We start from the raw sequence: 16,266 nt of genomic DNA, 5'->3' as shown, positions 1-16,266 counted from the left end.
ACTGGTGCATGCGTTCGGATTGTTTTCAAGCGAAAAAAAAAGCCCGCCGCGGGAAGCGGCGGGCCAGGGCACCGGAGATCCGGATCAATAGGTTTCCACGTGCCAGCGGTCGGCCTTCTTGAGTTGCGGACGCAGTTCGGACCAGTCCAGCCCCTTGGCGGCGGCGGCGGCGGTCATGGCCTCGTCGATGCCGGGCTCCATGCCGCGCAGACCGCACATGTAGACGTGGGTCTTGGGGTTTTCGATCATCGAGAAGATCTCCTCGGCATGCTCCAGCACACGGTCCTGGATGTACATCCGACCGCCCTTGGCGTTCTGCTGTTCGCGGCTGATCGCCTTGGTGTAGCGGAAGTTCTCGGGGAATTCCTTCTCGTAATGCAGGAAATCCTCGTCATAGAGGAGGTTGCCGGTCTTGGGTGCGCCCATGAACAGCCAGGCTTTGCCTCGGAAGGTCCAGCCGTTCGCATCGCGCTCGCGGGATTCGAACATGCGGCGGATGTAGGTGCGCATCGGAGCGATGCCCGTGCCGGTCGCCAGCATGATGATGGTGGCGTCTTCGTCGTCGGGCAGCAGCATCTCCTTGCCCACCGGTCCGGTGATCTTCACCTTGGAGCCGGGCTCGATGTCGCAGAGATAGGTGGAGCAGACGCCGTAGATCTGTTTTCCTGCCTCGTTCTTGTACTCCAGCTGACGCACGCACAGGGAGACGGTGTTGTCCTGATAGTTGTCGCCGTGGCGGGTGCTGGCGATCGAATACAGGCGCAGTTTGTGGGGCTTGCCGTTGGCGTCGTTGCCTTCCGGAATGATCCCGATGCTCTGCCCCTCGATGTACTCGAGCTGGGGTTCGCCGCCGGAGAGATCGAAGGTGATGTGCTGGACCCGACCGATACCCCCGTCCTTCACCAGCGAGTAGTTCTCGGTCACCGTCCCCATAAATGGAGTCTTCGGTTTGTAGGTGTTGACCGGAACGTTGGCGTGGGGCTTTTTCTTGGGGGTGGGAGCAGTTGTCACGGCTTTCGGTTCGGGGGCGCTGGAGGCTGCCACCGGAGCGGAGGGAGAGTCCTCGCTGGCGGGTGACACGCTGATGATTCTGGCTCCAGAGGCGCTCAGGCGCTTGTACAGGTTGTTGAGTCCACTCATCGCCACCTGGTAGGAGCGAATCACGGAGGCCCCTGACCCGGCCTTAATGCCGCTGGCAACAACCGTGAAGAGAGGAGACGTGGTTCCACCGGCCGTGGCGACAGGCACCCGCATGAGATCTCAATTTCGGTTGCGCGACTATAGGTGTGGTCTTCATCCGCGCAAGCGGAGGTTGACCGTTGACACAGATCGCGATCTGATCCGTGGGATCTCCTTAAGATCAGACCGTTCTCTTTCTCATCGGAGACCTTTCAGGCGTTGGTTCCAGCTCAGTCAATTTTTGGACGTGGGCTCCGTGAAGCCTCTGCCGACGAGGGTGTTGCCATCGAGCAGACGATGGAGCGCCTTCCGCAGGGCGTCAGGCGTCTGGCGGTACAGCTGAGAACAGCGATACCGGTCTCGGTTCTCTGGGAGGTGCTCACGGACTACGACCATCTCGACCGCTTCATTCCCAATCTCAGCACCAGCGAGCTGGTGCTTCGGGACGGTCAGACGGTGCGGGTGCTTCAGGTGGGCAGTCAGCAGCTTCTCGGTCTGCGCTTCTCCGCTCAGGTGCTGCTGGAACTGCAGGAAGTGCTGCCGGATGGTCTGCTGCGGTTCCGGATGGTGAAAGGTGATTTCCGGCGGTTTGAAGGGTCCTGGCAGATGCGGGAGCTGCCCGAGGGGTCCTCACTTCTGTATGAGCTGACGGTGCAGGGATGCCTCGGCATGCCGATCGGGCTGATCGAAGAGCGGCTCCGCGACGATCTGTCGAGCAATCTGCATGCGGTTGAACAGGAAGCCAGACGGCGCTGGAGCGGCGACTGACGACATCCAGTCGCGTTGATTTGACATACCCCCAAGGGGATTCGAACCCCTGTCGCCTCCGTGAAAGGGAGGTGTCCTAGGCCTCTAGACGATGGGGGCGAGGCCGTGAGCGATGAGCTGTCTGTGCTCCCGGTCACCAGGCAAAACTACGGGTCGGGCTGACCCTCCGTCAAGACAGCCTGACCCCATTCCTGTCCCTGGCCCTGCCAGATCGGCACGGTGAAGGTGAAGCAGGCCCCCTCGTCGGGTTCCGACACCACCCAGATGCGGCCGCCGTGCACTTCCACGATGCGACGGCAGACCGACAGCCCGACGCCGAATCCGGTGGTGCGATGCGATGTCTGCGGCAGACGGACCCGGTCCAGAAAGATCCGCTGCTGCTCTTCGGGGGGGATGCCCGGCCCGCTGTCGCAGACGCTCACCTCAACCCACTGACTGGTGCGGTGCAGCATGGTCAAGGTGATGTGCCCGCCGTTGCCTGTGTACTTCAGGGCGTTCTCCAGCAGGTTGAGCAGCACCTGACGCATGCGTCGCTGATCAGCGAAGACCTTCGGCAGGTCGATCGGGATGTCGGTGCGGATCTCGACGTTGCGTCCGAGCCAGAGCTTCTCCAGTTCCAGGATCACCTCCGCTGACACGCTGGCCAGGTCGAGCCGCTGAGGGTTGAACAGGGCCTCCCAGCGGGTGGTTCCCACCTCCAGCAGATCCTTCGAGAGCGCCTCCATCTCCTCGAGACGGCGGGTGATCACATCCTGGAAGCGATCCATGTCGATCTGCCCGAGCCTCTGGCTCTGCAGGGCCAGGGTCGCTGCGGTGAGGGGTGTGCGCAGCTCGTGGGCCACCATGCGCAGCAATCTCTCCTGGGCATGGATGCGGTCGATCAGGGTCTCGTTCTCCTGACGCAGCACCAGCAGCTGATCCTCCAGCTGCAGCTCCTTCTGGGTGCGGCTGCCATCCAGTTCGGTCGGCCGCAGGCTGAGCCCCAGTCCGCTGACGACGCCGTCCTGCTGCCAGCGCGGCACCCACCCCTTCAGCTGCTGATGGATGTTGCTGCCGGCGAACACCTGCTTGGGGGAGGGCGACAGCTTGATCAGGGCGGGGGTGACCACGAGCCGGTGCAGCTCCAGCAGCTCCGGCTGCTGGGACGGATCCGCGAGCTGGAGGGTCACCTCGAATCCGACGTCCTCCCGCTCCAGGTACTGCACCAGAGAACGGAGGTCGTGGCCGGACAGGTGATGACGGGCAGCCACCAGTAGCAGCTGAAGCTGCTGACGACCTTTGGGACCGTCACCCTTCACAAGGCATCCGACGCGGAAAACGAATGCTCACCTTATGGGTTTTTGACGGGGACTCCATCCGGGCTAAGACGTTCATGAACAGTCCGTTTCGCCGTATCCACGGCTCATGTCGCTTTTTTCCGGGCAAAACCGTGTTTCGTTGACGGTGCCGTCGCGCACTGACGGATCACCATCGGTCTCCGTGGACAGCAATCTGCGCCGCTGGTTCGCCCGCAATCTGGGTGTCTGGCGTTCGCGTCGTCAGTACATGTTCAGCGATGACCAGGTGCTGCATCTGGACATGAACCTGAAGATGGAGACCTTCGCCGAGCCGACGGCCGGTGAGAGCCGTTACCGCTTCAGCTGGTGGTCGGAGGCCGAGGATCAGCACTCCGACGAGTTCTTCGCGCGCAAGCCCTGGTACGAGCGCAGCGGCGTGATGGAGGCGACCCTCTGGGGCCATCAGCTCCAGCGCAGCCGGGGCTATCTCAACGGCGACCCCGTGCGCACTCGCCTGCGGCAGGTGGATGAGCACGAGACGATCCTCGAATCCCACTACCAGCAGTGGGACATCCTGGAACACATCCGGCTTGTGGATCAGGACCGCTACCGCTACCGGGCGATCTACAGCTGGGAGAATGGGGAGCTGTCGATCGTCGAGCACCACCACGAAATCCGTCTCTCCGAGGCGCCGCCGCCGATCCAGGAGAACTGACCGGTCCACCCCGGACGCCGGGAGGATTGATCTACGTAAAAATACCGAGGATCAATCGGTCTCAGTCCGTTGAAACTTCGCCACAAACTCCTGGGAGCATTGGCGGTGCCGGCCCTGCTCGCCACAGGTGAGCTGTTCGGCGCTGGTGCCGGTGCTGTTGCCGCTCCTGCCACCAAGCAGGACATCGCCATCTATCAGGCCATGGCCACGTCATTCTTCTGCATGGCTGCGCTCGACGGCGTGGAATTCCCGAAGGCGCTCGGCATCTCCGCCAGCACCTATGCCCAGGCCCTGAAGGGCCGCCATGACGGCAAGGTGTCGATGCTCGACAACAAGACCCTTTCGGAGAAGGAAATGTTCGCCGCCGCCGAGCAGCAGGTGCTTCTGCGCGCCATGCAGGCCTGCCCGAAGGCGATTCCCGCCGATGTACAGGCCAAGGTGAAGGAAGCCATCAAGAAGATCTCCGACAAGTGAGCCTCAGACTCCGGCCAGTTGCATCTGGAAGCAGTTGGTCGGAGTTTCGGTTGCCAAACGACCTGGATCTGGCGGTTGTCTGGAGGGGCGTCAGACCAACTCCCTGACGTCGTCCTTTCCCGAGATCACGGATGATCCGCTTCTTTCCGTTTTCCGTCCTGGTGCTCGCCGGAGCGCTGGTGACGATGGCCCTGCCGGCTCAGGCCCATCACTGGTCGAGTGGGCAGTCTTATCCCTATGAACCGGCCCCCTATCCCTACGAGCGGTCTCCTTACAACAGCTTGGCGGGGGATGGCTGGATGCGAACGCAGCTGGAACGCGACTGCAACAGATGGCGACTGATCGGGGGCATCGTGGGAGGTGGCCTCGGCTACGTCGCCTCGCGGGATGACGGCCGCAGCTGGGCCGTTCCCCTCGGTGCGCTGCTGGGATCCCAGGTGGGCTGCAACGCCGGCAGCGGCCGCCGCCCTCTGCCCTGGTGACTGGTCCGCCAGGATCAGGGCTGCTGAATGCCCGGTGACGCCATGGCAGCCGTTGCTCCGGTCCGCCTTGCGGACTACACCCCATGGCCCTTCGGGCTGGAACAGATCGCTCTGGATGTTGTCATCCACGCCGATCACGTTCTGGTGACCAGCCGGCTGCAGCTCACGCCGCTGCAGTCCGGGGTGCCCCTGGTGCTGCACGGTGTCGATCTGACCCTCGAGCACCTGGCGATCGATGGCTGTGTTCCGTCGGCGCAGGCCTGGCAGCTGCAGGACGGCATGCTCACGCTGCTGTCTCCGCCGGATCAGCCGTTCACGCTCGAGACCCGCTGTCGGATCGACCCTTACAGCAACACATCCCTGGAGGGTCTTTACGCCAGTGGCGGCATGCTCACCACGCAGTGTGAAGCCGAAGGCTTCCGCCGCATCAGCTTCCATCCGGACCGCCCCGATGTGCTCAGCCGCTGGCGGGTGCGACTGGAAGCCGAGCGACAGCTGTTCCCGGTGCTGCTCAGCAACGGCAACGCCGTGTCGGCCGGGCCGCTGGCGGCGGCACCGGATCGCCATGAGGCGATCTGGGATGACCCGCACCCGAAGCCGTCGTATCTCTTCGCGTTGGTGGCCGGTGATCTGACAGAGGTGCGCGATCAACTCCGCACCGCATCCGGGCGGGAGGTGACGCTGCGCCTGCATGTGGAATCCGGCGATGAGCCTTACACCGCCCATGCGATGGCGTCACTGAAACGGTCGATGCGCTGGGATGAACAGATCTACGGCCTGGAATACGACCTCGACGAGTACAACATCGTCGCCGTGCGTCACTTCAACATGGGGGCGATGGAGAACAAGAGCCTCAACATCTTCAACTCCAAACTGGTGCTGGCCGATGCGGAAACAGCCACCGACGGGGAGTTGGAGCGGGTTGAAAGTGTGATCGCCCATGAATACTTCCACAACTGGACCGGCAATCGCATCACCTGCCGCGACTGGTTCCAGCTGTCGCTCAAGGAAGGGCTCACCGTCTTCCGTGATCAGAGCTTCACCGCGGATCTGCATTCCTCTGCGGTGAAGCGGATCGAGGATGTGGCGATGCTGCGCAACACCCAGTTTCGGGAGGATGCGGGGCCGACGGCTCACCCCGTGAAGCCGGCGGAGTATCAGGCGATCGATAACTTCTACACGACGACCATCTACGAAAAGGGTTCGGAACTGATCCGCATGCTGCACACCCTGCTGGGGCATGAGCGGTTCATGGCGGGAATGGCGACCTACGTGGAGCGTTTCGACGGCACCGCCGCCACCACCGAGGATTTCGTGCAGGCCATCACCGACGGGGCCGGTTCCGATGGTCGGCCCCTGGGGTTTGATCCCGATCGCTTCCGGCGCTGGTACCACCAGGCCGGTACCCCCCAGCTGAACGTGGAGCGCAGCTGGAACGCCGCCACCGGTGAGCTGACCCTTCAGCTTCAGCAGCGGACCGAGCCGACTCCAGGCCAACCGCAGAAGCAGCCCCTGGTGCTGCCGCTCGCCATCGCCCTGGTGACGGCCGACGGTCGCATCGGCGAGGAACAGCTTGTGGTGATGGACGAGGCCGATCGGACCATGGTTCTGAAGGCATCGCCCGCCGAACAGCCTCCGGCGCTTTCGATCCTGCGCCGCTTTTCGGCACCGGTGGTGCTGCGCATGGATCAGCCGCTGACGGAGACGCTGCAGCTGTTCGCGGCGGATGACGATCCTTTCTGCCGCTGGGATGCCGGCCAGCGGCTGTTCCGTCAGATCCTGCTGGCCCGGGCTGCGGATGCGCCGGAGCCGGCTGTGGAGGCCGCCCTCACAACAGCTCTGGGGCAGACCCTGGCCGGCTCGGATGAGGGGGCGGAGCTGGCTGTTCTGCTGACGCTGCCTGGCCTGGCGGAGCTGGAGGCGCTGCAGACGACGGCGGATCCGCTGAACCTCGATCGGGCCATGCACAGTCTCAGAGCCGATCTCGGCGGCGCCTTGCACGAGCCCCTGCGTCAGTTGCTCGAGCGATGCCGTCCAGGCTGGAGCCAGCTCTGGCCGGAGGGGCAGGGAGCACGCCAGCTGACGGCCGTGGCCTGGAGCTGGCTGGCGGCCGTCGGCGATGCGGAGGCCCGTGAGCAGGCTCTCAGGGCGGTGAGCGGTCCATCGATGACCCTGGCCCGGGCCGCGCTTCGGGCTCTGCGGCCGATCGACTGCCCCGAGCGCGACCAGGCGCTGGCGGCCTTCCATGACCGCTGGCAGGACAAGCCGGTGATTCTCGACAGCTGGTTCTCCCTGGAGGCCTCGACGCCGCGCTCCGACAGCCTGGAGCGGGTGCGGGCCCTGCTGCTGCATCCACGGTTCGATCCGCTGGCTCCAAATTCCCTGCGTGCTGTGCTGGGGGGCTTCACCGCCAACATCAGTGCCTTCCATGCCGTCGACGGCAGCGGCTACCGGTTCATGGCCGAGCAGATCGCCGCGGTCGATGCCCGCAACCCGATCACGGCGAGTCGCATGGCCAAGGTGTTCAGCCGTTGGCGCAGTTACGGGCCGGAGCGTCAGGGCGCCATGCGCGCGGCGATCGAGCTGCTCGATGGCGCTCCCCTGTCTGCCAACACCTCGGAGGTGGTGGCGATGCTCCGCTCCTGAGCGGAGGGGTCAGAGTCTGGAGAGCAGAACCACCAGCAGGGCGGTCACGACCAGAGCAGTGATCAGGACCCAGCGGCGGCGACCGCTCTGCCGCTGGCCTTTGGCGCTCGGTCGGGTACCGAGGGCGTAACCGCAGCGCTTGCAGATCAGTCGTCCGGCCAGGGCGCGATCAGCGCGGAACTCCCGACTGCCGCAGTTCAGACAGACCGCTGATGGCATGGGGTCATCTCTGGCATCCGTTCAGCATGCCTCGGACCGTGTCACGACGTCTGCCCTGCGCTGTCGCGATGCACGGCCAGGGCCGCCAGCAGTCCTCCTGCGAATCCGGAGGCATGGCCGATCCAGCTGACACCGGCGGGGGAAACTCCAGGAATCAGGGCCACCAGGGCGGATCCGTAGAGCCAGAAGGCGATCAGGCTGAGCAGCACGGGCAGCAGCCGACGCTCCAGCCAGCCGATCAGCAGCAGATACCCGAGCAGTCCGTAGATCACGCCGGAAAGACCGTGGCTGGCTGTGGGCCAGAGCAGCACCACCGGCAGCTCCATGAGCAGCACGGCGATCCAGATCGCGATGTAATCCCTCATCCCCCGGCTGAGCACAAGCCAGCTCAGCGGCAGGAACACGGCGCTGTTCGAGATCAGGTGCGCGAACCCGGAGTGGCTGAACGGGGCGCTGAGCAGTCGCCACCAGGGCAGGCCCGGACCCATGGGCAGGTTCCATTGCCCGGCGAACAGGATCTGGTCGACCAGTTCCTGGCTCCAGGCCAGAGCAAGCAGCAGCAGCGGCAGCAGAAAGCGTTGACGCATCCGGTGGGTGCAGCGGTATCAATGATGGCGAGCCCTCGTCATAACCTCCCCCCACCCGACAGCCCGGCATGAACACCAACGCCAGGATCGACGCCCTCCAGCTCATGCTCACCGATCTGCGCATGCGCAATGAGCCGATCCGCCACAAGGCGGCGTTCCGGGGATGTCAGCCTGAGTTCCAGTCTCTGGTCAGCAGGCTGATCGAGCAGCTGGAGACGGAGCTGCTGGATGAGAAGCAGCGTTTCCGGGAAGCGGTGCGGACCGCCGAGGTCTGAAGCGGTTCTCTCAGGGCCGGTGGCCAGTGGCGAACAGCTGCCGCCAGCTGCGTTCCTGATCCTCCGCCTGTTCGCTGCCTTCGCCGGGGAAGGCGCTGAGGAAGTCCTTGTCTTGCGTGGGTTGATAGGGGCCCTGCTTGAGTTCGAACATCACCGTGTCCGGCTCCAGGGCCACCAGGGAATGGAACTGGTTCTCCGCCAGTTCGATGCCGCGCAGCGGTCCGGCGGCGCTCAGGCGATGCCGTTCGATCAGCTGTCCGTCGCTATCGAAGATCAGCAGGCCGATCTCCCCCTGCAGCACCAGAAAGCACTCGAAGCCCGTTCCCGCCCGCTCGCGCACGTGGCGATGCGGGCGCACGTAGGTGCCGGGTTGCAGCACGTTCAGAAACCGCTGCACCAGATCGCTCTCCTGGTGGAGATTGTGGTTCATGCGCAGGCGCGGTTTCCCGCGTGCCACGGCCGCGACGCGGTCGAACAGGCTCTGGTCGATGGCCTGCAGCCTGATGCTGTCGCTCATGGTGCCGGTGGCGTCGGTGGCAGGGCGCCGGAGCCTGGCACCACGATCAGAAACAGCCACCACCAGATCAGCACCAGCAGGGCGATGGGCAGGGTCAGCCACAGCCAGTGGAGCAACCACCAGGACCCTCCGATCGCCAGGGACCCGGTCATCAGGATCGTCCAGGGCTGGCACCACCAGGGTTTGTGGGACCAGAACGACGTCGGCTCAGGGCTCTCCTCCGGTGTGGCCATGGCCGAGGCTCAGCGCAGCTGCTCCAGCTTGCCTGAACCGTGCAGGGAGGCGAGGTCGTCGTAGCCGCCGAGCAGCGCACCATCGATGAACACCTGAGGGAAGGTGCGCATGCCGCTGCGGGACTGCCAGCGGCTGAAGGCGGCATCGTCGTTGATCGTGTCCACGGTGTGGGGCAGATCCAGGGTGCGCAGCAGCCGCAGAGCTCTTGCGCACCACGGACAACCCGGCAGCACGGCGATCTCGATGCGGGGCGGCTGTGCAGTGGGCGTGGCTGTGTTGCCGTCGACGGCCGGCTGGGACTGCTCGAGGACTCCCACCAGCAGGTCGACGCCCTTCTGCACCAGGGTGCCGGGTTCGAGATGTCCTCCCCACACCTGGCAGGCGCCATCGGAGAGGCTGAGATGCAGGTGCACCCCTTCGGGGCTGAGGGTGCCGTTCAGGGTGATCACTTCGAGATCCCCCTCCAGCACAGTGGGCTGTGCCTGGCCCGGGCACTGAAAGGCGGCACGGCTGAGGTTGCCCACCACGCCCAGCACGAAGCCGTTGAGCTGCTGCGCACGGGCCAGCTCCTCGAGGCTGAGGCGCAGATCGCTGCCGGGCGTCAGTTTCAGGGGCAGTGGGCGCATGGCATCCTGAAAAACGAGGTCACGATACGCGCACAGGCGGAGATCAAGCCAGCCTGGTTTTAGGCACGATATTGCATCTATATTGTGTATAAATCTTCACCGAATCGTGCCAATACTTCAGGATCTCGTGCAGGAGCTGCAGCAGCGGCTGGCCTCCACCGAACCGGCTCCCAGCACGGCCGCCGTCGCCGATGCCGCCAGTTCCGAGCGGATCAACGTCACCCTGCCCCGCGGCGTGATGGACGATCTCAAGCGGCACGCCCTCGAGGAGGGGCGCAGCTGCGGCAACCTTGCGGCCTTCCTGGTCGAAGACGCCCTGCGGCGTCACCGGCCCCTCAGCTGAGGCAGCGTTCTTCTGGCGGATTCAGTTGAGCAGAACGTTCGTGATGGCTTCCACCTGCCCCTGCCGCTGCAGCTGCAGGATCGAGACGTTCAAGGCATTGCGCAGGGGGTCACCGGATCGGAAGGCGAAGCCGTAGGTCTCCTCGGTGAGCGTGAACGGCGCCAGTCGAATGGCCAGATCCGGATTCTTCTTGAGGTAATAACGGATGGCCGGTCGATCGAAGATCACGGCCTCCGCCCGGTCCTCCAGCATCAGATCGATGGCGCCGGCCAGCGAGTCGGCCGACACCACGCGCATCTTGCGTCTCTGGGCCAGTTCCACGCCGCTGGTGCCGCTCACCACGGCGACCCGGCGCGATTGCAGTTGCGCAGGATCGGTGATCGCCGTTTCGGTTGCGCCGGTGAGGAACAGGGTGAAGGCCGACGCGAGGCTTGCCGTGAGCGAGGACACGGCGATCAGGGAGATGGTCATCCAGGCCGCGGTGAGCCCGCGGCCGGTTCGGGTGACCGGGGCCTTGTCGCCGTAGCCCACCGTGGTGAGCGTCACTAGCGCGAACCACATGCCGCTGCCGATGCCCGCCAGCGGCGCCCGGGGGAACTGCTCGGCATTGCGGCGCCGTTCGGCAAGCCAGATCAGGCTGCCCACCGCCAGCAGCACCCCCAGCAGCACCAGCACCGACGACACCACCGCCCACCCGAAGAACACGCTCAGGCGGCTGACCAGGCTGGGGGGAGAGAGGGGCAGCAGCACGCCGGACTTGCCTAGGAAATAAGGCTGTGTGAAATCGACGTCGGGCATGTCGAGCCGCCGGGCGGTGATGCTGATCGGACCCACCAGCAGATCGATCTCTCCCATCTCGATCGCCCTCAGTCCCTGCTTCGGGGTCGGCTGCTCGACCAGGTCGTAGCTGAGGTCGTTCTGCTCGGCCACGCGCCGCCAGATCTCCAGGCTGATGCCCCCTCGCGAGCCATGACCGCTGAGTACGAACGGAGCCGATCCGGTGATACCCACGCGCAGGGTGCCGCGCGGCTCCGGTGCCGCCGCCACGGCGGGAATGATCAGCAGCTGGGTGGCGCTCAGCAGGGCTGCAGCCAGGGCGGAGTAGCGCATCGCCGCCGGATCGGATGACATCTGGAAGCGTGCCATGCTCCGGCCCTTCCGTCGCTAGTACAGGCGTACTTCCGTGAGGTTGGGATGGCCGGGCCGTTGTTTCTCCGTGCTCGCTGCGGTGATCTGGTCGTGGTGGAAGGCGAGGATCCGGGGGACTGGTGGATGGGCCATGTGCTGCATGTGGTGGGCAGTGCCCGTGGCCCTGAGCCCTCCCTGTTTCAGATCGCCTGCATCGACAGCGGCGTGGTGCGGATGGTCAACGCGGATCAGGTGATCGAGCGGTTGCCGTTCAGCGCTGTTCCAGACGACGCACGATCACCGTCATCGCCACCAGTGAGCCGGCCAGAGCGATCAGCAGGGCAAGGGTCATCGGGGGGTCACAGCGGGGCAGGTGCCGTCAGGTTGGCATCCACAGCGCCCAGCAGCCATTCGGCCACTTCCATGCGCAGGGCGTAGGCGCATTCGTAACGCTCCTGACGTTCCAGCGACAGCAGCCGTCGCTCGAGCCAGCGAAGGGTTTCGATCGGAAGCTGGTTCGGACGCACGGGACGCGCCACAATTAATTCCTGGATGGGATGCAAGGTTGATGCACGGATGTGCCGGCCCGATGCAGTCAGGGCTACACAACAGCCAGATCAAGCCACCCCGGCGCGGATGAGCGCGCAGCTCTGGCAGTGGGGAGCGGAGTCGCTGCAGTTTCTGCCGCAGCGGGCGCTCTGGCGGCCGGAGGGACGGGTGCTGATGCTGGCGGATCTGCATCTGGGCAAGGCGGAAGCCTTTCAGGCCCAGGGGATCCCGTTGCCGAGCGATGCCGATGGCGGCACGTTCAACCCCCTGCTTGAGCTCTGCCATCAGTGGCGTCCGCAGCAGCTGATCGTTCTGGGAGACCTGATCCATGCCCGGGTCGGACTCACCCCGAGGCTGCGGGACAACCTGCGAGCTCTGCCAGATCTCTGCGGTTGCGAGGTGCTGCTGATCGGCGGCAATCACGATCGCCACAGCTGGATGGAAGGCCTGCCGCAGCTGCCGTCTCAGGCCCTCGGTGCCCTGTGGCTGAGCCATGCTCCGGAATCCCCGCCGCAGCCTGACCAGCTGAATGTGTGCGGTCATCTGCATCCCACCAGTCGGCTGCGCAGCCGCTCCGATCACCTGCGTCTGCCCTGCTTCGCCTACGACGAGGTCGGATCACGTCTGGTGATCCCGGCCTTCGGAGAGTTGACGGGAGGGCATGACTGCGGCGACCGTTACCGCACATGGCTGGTGGCCGACGGCGTCATCGTTCCTTGGTTCGATCCACTCCCCAAAAACCAAGGTCGACGGCCCGCCGCGTGAAGCCACGCGTTCCCCGCCAAGACCAGACTCCCCGACGCCGGTGGCGGAATCGCTGGCTGCTGCTGGCGTTGGCCTTGCCACCGCTGGTGTTCGCCGGCCTGATCGCCCTGGCTCCCAATGCCCCGGAGCGGGTGGCGGAGAGCAACCAGCAGGGCGACCTGGTGCTGCCGGGCCTCCCGGCCGACGATGAGCCGTTCCATTACATCCCCGATGACGAGGTCTATGCCCTCGATCTCGATCCCCGCGAGGTGCGCTTCGGGTTGCTGGAGGGCTGGGATCGGGAGCAGGACGCGTACGAAGACATCGCCGCACTGGCCTACGTCTCCGGGCCGATGTATGAGCGCCACATTGATCACGGCGGGCAGGAGATCACCGTTCCCCTCGGTGATCTGAAGTTCGGTCCGCGGGTGTGGCGCGGCCGCAATCGCACCGCCTCGCGCCAGCGCGCCTTCATTGGCATCCGCCACGACGGCAGCGTTGATTTCGGCTTCGGGGAACTCACCGATGACCACAGCCGCACCTACGAGACCTTCATCGGTGGATTGCACAGCCTCTACAACGATCTGGAGGAGGCGCCCGACACCTACAAGGGGGCCTACAGCATCAGCATGGGGCAGCGGATCCGGTATTACCTGCCGCGCATCCGCATGGTGATGGGCCTGCGGGTCGACGGTCATCTGGAGGTACTGATGAGCCGCGACGGCCTCACCCTCGAGCAGACCAAGGAGCTGGCGCGGCGCCGCGGATATCTCGCCGCCTACATGCCCGATCACGCCTCCAAGAGCCGCTTCATCATCCCCGGCACCAAGGGATTCACCGAAGAGGATGCCAACTGGATCAGCGGTGGCGCTACCAGTTTTGTCCACGTGCCGTACATGCTGCGGCTGAGCCGTCGTCAGACACCGCTCCGCGGCAATCTGATCGCCGGGCTCACCCCGAAGCTGCCGGGAGATCAGTCGTGCGAGGGGGCGGTGGCGTGTGTTCAGGCTGTGGGTCTGCACCTCACCGATCGTGCTCTGGCCGGCCTGAACCGGGTGATGGAGCAGGGGGTGGAGCCGCTGGCCCGGATGATCTGGGCGCCTGCCCCGCCACCGGAACGTCTCGACGGTTCGCCTGAGGAGCCTCCCAAGAACGTGGAGCGATCGCCGCTGCGGGAGCCGCCGATCACAGCCGATCCCCTGGTGCTGCGGGAGCGGCCGAACCTGCAGGAGATCGAACCGGTGGAGGACGGCCTGGAGGATCCGACTCTGATCCGTGGCCCGATTACGCCGTTGCCCCCCGATCTGCCGCCGCCGATGTTGCTGGAGGATCCGGTGCTGGAGACTCCGTTGGAGGGCGGCGACCCCGTGATAGAGGACAGGCCTGAGATGGCGCGGGATCCGTTGATCGGAGCACCACCTCCTCCGGAATTACCACCGTTGCCGGTGGTACCCGACCTGCCGGCTCCGCCAGCGGACTTGCGAGAACAGGACGCTCGGCTGTTGTTGGAGTAAGGAAGATTGGAGCTGAGTTATAGAGCTGCAGAAGTGGTGATCCGTTTCCGCTTGCGCGGATGTGTCTGGCTTGAGCGCTCCCCCTAGCGGCCAAGGACAAGCAGTTTGAATTTGTGTGAGGCCAGCCTGTGGATTGCTGAAAAGAATTCAATGTCTGATCTGTCGAGGATGACATTCTTTTGCAGTTCATTTAGGTAGGCATTGCAATCCATTAATCGATCAAGGGGCGTTCCTTTTTGGTAGTCGTTCATCATCAGTTCAAAGTGATCGTCCGCTATCCGACACATGATCACGTGGTTTTCCGTGAGCTTGGTTGGGTTCATTGATTCGGCTCCCAATTGTCTACAACGACATTCAAATTTTGTCGTTCTAGACCATTGGAACGTTCACTCGATCGGGGGATTTATCCAAAGCCCGCCTCCCCCAACCGGGGGAGGCGGGCTTGACTTCCTGTGCGTCCGTTCCACTCTGGTGTCAGAATTTGATCGTCATCACTGGGATCCAGGTCTTGGGACAGAAGTGCTGGATTTGGTTCAAAGGTGACTCTCTCAAGAGCAAGGCCAAGTGGGTTGGTGGCTGGATTGGATCTGTGGCTCCTCTCGGTGGGGTGCGAATCGAGCACCATGACTACGTCCCCTGTCGCGTCCCGCAGTGGCGAGTCCTGTGGGAGGAACCCAAGGATGTGTCGCAACCCCCTGAGATTCCTGATGGTGCTCAGTGGAAGCTCTGGCCAACTGACTGAAACTGGACCTGAGTGTCGAGGGTCTTGGTCCAGACGGCATCACGCCAGATCGGGGTGCACGACTGGTCAGCACTGCTTGTATGAGGTCACCACAGCGGTGTGCATGAGAGCACCATTCTCAACAAAGCGTGCAGCGTTGTCTTGCATGTGCTGCGCAATCACACCCGTTTCAGCTTGGACGACAATTACAACTTTGGAAGGGTTGTTGTTCGCGACCCCGCGATAAAGCACTTTGATGCCTTTGGCTTCCCGGCCCGGAGCTTCGTCGTGATCGAACTTGTCGGCAAATTCGGCAAAGGAGTTGCTGATGTCCAAAGTGCAGACAATGGTTTCGAGCATTTGCTGGGGGAATTGATTTTGTGGATTGATAAATTAGGAAATGGTATTGATATTTTCAAGAAAACGTCACCTAGCTCAAAACAAATATGTCGGAAGCATGTGCCGCTGAGGTCATGGCAGTTGTGCTGCGGTTCAGGATCAGCCGCGTGAGCATCGGAGTGGCGGTCCAAGCCACTAGGCTCGATGCCGATTCAGTTCAACAATGATTCCTGAGCCCTACGAGCCATTCGACATTGGAAAGGGCCCAGACAAGGTTTTCCTCATTGGGAGTGCTTGGATCGTGCTCTTGCTGTTTCTCCTGTAGTTCGACAATCCAACCCCGCCTGGCAGCGCGGGCGCCCCATCGTCAAGCCGCTGCGCTCAGGGAACCGACACCCGGTTTGGTTGCCGTGGCCAGGCTGATCAGGCTCTTGCTATCGAGAGCTGATGACGGAACCGATCAAGCCCAGGGCTCTGACCTACACCGAGATGATGAATGGTGGCCGCCAGCAGCTGGATGCAGCTGGGCAGCGCCGCGAGCATGAGCTTCAGCAGAGGGTTGAGGCGCTGGAGCGACGGGTGGAGCACCTCGAGCAGTCGTTTCAGCACCAGGCCAGCCAGGCTGAGCACGAAAGCTGACGCTTGCGTTCTGCCTGTGTCGGGCCAATCACGAATCCGAACCCAGGCACTTGCCGGGGGTGCAGATGGCGGGCCATATTTGATCTGTGAGGAAAAACGTCTCACGGGGTGGAAACAAGGTCACACTCCCGAGAAGCGTTTTGAAGCCCCTGCCTTCGGCGGGGGTTTCTTTTTGCTCCTGCGAGATCGAAGTGGCTGGCTCACCGCGTCCCGCCGGTGCTCCCAAAGAGGAAGGCCGCCCTTCCCGGTGGAAAGACGGCCTATCTCGCTCGTTGATGCATTGCAATCGA

21 protein-coding genes and 1 tRNA gene are annotated in these 16,266 nt (G+C 63.9%); 11 read left to right on the top strand and 11 right to left on the bottom strand.

The genetic code is table 11. The features are described from left to right. Positions 1-84: 84 nt before the first annotated feature. Positions 85-1,254: an FAD-binding oxidoreductase gene (locus SynA15127_RS09195; RefSeq protein WP_186483798.1), complete on the bottom strand. Its 1,170-nt coding sequence runs from the start codon at positions 1,252-1,254 to the stop codon at positions 85-87. A gap of 222 nt (positions 1,255-1,476) precedes the next feature. On the opposite strand from SynA15127_RS09195, the gene SynA15127_RS09190 reads away from it, so the two are divergent. Next, positions 1,477-1,947 (top strand): SRPBCC family protein, encoded by a 471-nt coding sequence (locus tag SynA15127_RS09190; RefSeq protein WP_186483797.1) that lies wholly within the window; start codon positions 1,477-1,479, stop codon positions 1,945-1,947. A 26-nt stretch (positions 1,948-1,973) separates the two neighbouring features. Here the strand turns inward: SynA15127_RS09190 and SynA15127_RS09185 are convergent. Further along, positions 1,974-2,046 (bottom strand) — tRNA-Glu (locus SynA15127_RS09185). A gap of 47 nt (positions 2,047-2,093) precedes the next feature. Continuing rightward, positions 2,094-3,245: a histidine kinase gene (locus tag SynA15127_RS09180; RefSeq protein WP_186483796.1), complete on the bottom strand. Its 1,152-nt coding sequence runs from the start codon at positions 3,243-3,245 to the stop codon at positions 2,094-2,096. A 106-nt stretch (positions 3,246-3,351) separates the two neighbouring features. Here SynA15127_RS09180 and SynA15127_RS09175 point away from each other — a divergent pair, with 106 nt between their 5' ends. The 4 genes from SynA15127_RS09175 to pepN all read left to right on the top strand — a co-directional run bounded on the left by SynA15127_RS09175 (position 3,352) and on the right by pepN (position 7,541). Further along, entirely contained in the window at positions 3,352-3,939 is a 588-nt protein-coding gene (locus tag SynA15127_RS09175) for a hypothetical protein (protein ID WP_186483795.1), read from the top strand. 69 nt (positions 3,940-4,008) lie between these two features. Next, on the top strand, positions 4,009-4,413 hold the full coding sequence (locus SynA15127_RS09170; RefSeq protein ID WP_186483794.1) for a cAMP phosphodiesterase: 405 nt from the start codon (positions 4,009-4,011) through the stop codon (positions 4,411-4,413). Between the two features lie 131 nt (positions 4,414-4,544). Continuing rightward, the gene (locus tag SynA15127_RS09165) at positions 4,545-4,895 is read left to right on the top strand and encodes a glycine zipper 2TM domain-containing protein (protein ID WP_186483793.1); all 351 of its coding nucleotides are present in this window, start codon (positions 4,545-4,547) and stop codon (positions 4,893-4,895) included. A gap of 42 nt (positions 4,896-4,937) precedes the next feature. Beyond that, on the top strand, positions 4,938-7,541 hold the full coding sequence (gene pepN / locus SynA15127_RS09160) for an aminopeptidase N (RefSeq protein WP_186483792.1): 2,604 nt from the start codon (positions 4,938-4,940) through the stop codon (positions 7,539-7,541). Between the two features lie 9 nt (positions 7,542-7,550). Here the strand turns inward: pepN and SynA15127_RS09155 are convergent, their stop codons facing one another. Continuing rightward, positions 7,551-7,760 (bottom strand): transcriptional regulator, encoded by a 210-nt coding sequence (locus SynA15127_RS09155; RefSeq protein WP_186483791.1) that lies wholly within the window; start codon positions 7,758-7,760, stop codon positions 7,551-7,553. A 41-nt stretch (positions 7,761-7,801) separates the two neighbouring features. Continuing rightward, positions 7,802-8,347: a rhomboid family intramembrane serine protease gene (locus SynA15127_RS09150; RefSeq protein ID WP_186483790.1), complete on the bottom strand. Its 546-nt coding sequence runs from the start codon at positions 8,345-8,347 to the stop codon at positions 7,802-7,804. Positions 8,348-8,415: 68 nt separating this feature from the next. On the opposite strand from SynA15127_RS09150, the gene SynA15127_RS09145 reads away from it, so the two are divergent. After that, positions 8,416-8,622, top strand: a complete 207-nt coding sequence (locus SynA15127_RS09145) for a hypothetical protein (protein ID WP_043691966.1) — start codon at positions 8,416-8,418, stop codon at positions 8,620-8,622. 10 nt (positions 8,623-8,632) lie between these two features. On the opposite strand, the gene SynA15127_RS09140 is transcribed toward SynA15127_RS09145, so the two are convergent. From SynA15127_RS09140 to SynA15127_RS09130, 3 genes are read right to left on the bottom strand one after another with little or no spacing between them, the layout of a single operon-like run. Further along, positions 8,633-9,139, bottom strand: coding sequence for a WbuC family cupin fold metalloprotein (locus tag SynA15127_RS09140; RefSeq protein ID WP_186483789.1), 507 nt, complete (start codon positions 9,137-9,139; stop codon positions 8,633-8,635). Next, positions 9,136-9,372, bottom strand: coding sequence for a DUF6737 family protein (locus SynA15127_RS09135; RefSeq protein WP_186483788.1), 237 nt, complete (start codon positions 9,370-9,372; stop codon positions 9,136-9,138). The genes SynA15127_RS09140 and SynA15127_RS09135 overlap by 4 nt, the downstream gene beginning before the upstream one ends. Before the next feature lie 9 nt (positions 9,373-9,381). Continuing rightward, complete coding sequence (locus SynA15127_RS09130; RefSeq protein ID WP_186483787.1) at positions 9,382-9,999, bottom strand: PCC domain-containing protein; 618 nt, start codon at positions 9,997-9,999, stop codon at positions 9,382-9,384. Between the two features lie 106 nt (positions 10,000-10,105). Here SynA15127_RS09130 and SynA15127_RS09125 point away from each other — a divergent pair, with 106 nt between their 5' ends. Further along, complete coding sequence (locus SynA15127_RS09125; protein WP_186483786.1) at positions 10,106-10,342, top strand: CopG family transcriptional regulator; 237 nt, start codon at positions 10,106-10,108, stop codon at positions 10,340-10,342. A 21-nt stretch (positions 10,343-10,363) separates the two neighbouring features. On the opposite strand, the gene SynA15127_RS09120 is transcribed toward SynA15127_RS09125, so the two are convergent. Next, entirely contained in the window at positions 10,364-11,488 is a 1,125-nt protein-coding gene (locus tag SynA15127_RS09120; RefSeq protein ID WP_255475453.1) for a transporter substrate-binding domain-containing protein, read from the bottom strand. Between the two features lie 93 nt (positions 11,489-11,581). Between SynA15127_RS09120 and SynA15127_RS13680 the strand changes: the two genes are divergently transcribed. Beyond that, complete coding sequence (locus SynA15127_RS13680; RefSeq protein WP_370594046.1) at positions 11,582-11,908, top strand: DUF3104 domain-containing protein; 327 nt, start codon at positions 11,582-11,584, stop codon at positions 11,906-11,908. On the opposite strand, the gene SynA15127_RS09110 is transcribed toward SynA15127_RS13680, so the two are convergent. After that, positions 11,830-12,033, bottom strand: coding sequence for a hypothetical protein (locus SynA15127_RS09110; RefSeq protein WP_255475452.1), 204 nt, complete (start codon positions 12,031-12,033; stop codon positions 11,830-11,832). The genes SynA15127_RS13680 and SynA15127_RS09110 overlap by 79 nt on opposite strands. Positions 12,034-12,106: 73 nt before the next feature. Here SynA15127_RS09110 and pdeM point away from each other — a divergent pair, with 73 nt between their 5' ends. Both pdeM and SynA15127_RS09100 read left to right on the top strand, forming a co-directional pair. Beyond that, complete coding sequence (gene pdeM / locus SynA15127_RS09105) at positions 12,107-12,784, top strand: ligase-associated DNA damage response endonuclease PdeM (protein ID WP_186483784.1); 678 nt, start codon at positions 12,107-12,109, stop codon at positions 12,782-12,784. Then, complete coding sequence (locus SynA15127_RS09100) at positions 12,706-14,277, top strand: hypothetical protein (protein ID WP_370593977.1); 1,572 nt, start codon at positions 12,706-12,708, stop codon at positions 14,275-14,277. Before pdeM ends, SynA15127_RS09100 begins: the two co-directional genes overlap by 79 nt. Before the next feature lie 808 nt (positions 14,278-15,085). On the opposite strand, the gene SynA15127_RS09095 is transcribed toward SynA15127_RS09100, so the two are convergent. Continuing rightward, a complete protein-coding gene (locus SynA15127_RS09095) occupies positions 15,086-15,358 on the bottom strand; it encodes a DUF3764 family protein (protein ID WP_052378160.1) in 273 nt (90 codons plus the stop codon). 426 nt (positions 15,359-15,784) lie between these two features. Between SynA15127_RS09095 and SynA15127_RS09090 the strand changes: the two genes are divergently transcribed. Beyond that, entirely contained in the window at positions 15,785-15,976 is a 192-nt protein-coding gene (locus SynA15127_RS09090) for a hypothetical protein (RefSeq protein ID WP_186483782.1), read from the top strand. Positions 15,977-16,266: the final 290 nt, after the last annotated feature.

This window comes from Synechococcus sp. A15-127 (genome assembly GCF_014280215.1).
Lineage (GTDB): Bacteria > Cyanobacteriota > Cyanobacteriia > PCC-6307 > Cyanobiaceae > Parasynechococcus.
The sequence above is the reverse complement of the archived record's forward strand: the minus strand, read 5'-3'. Positions and strand labels throughout refer to the sequence as shown.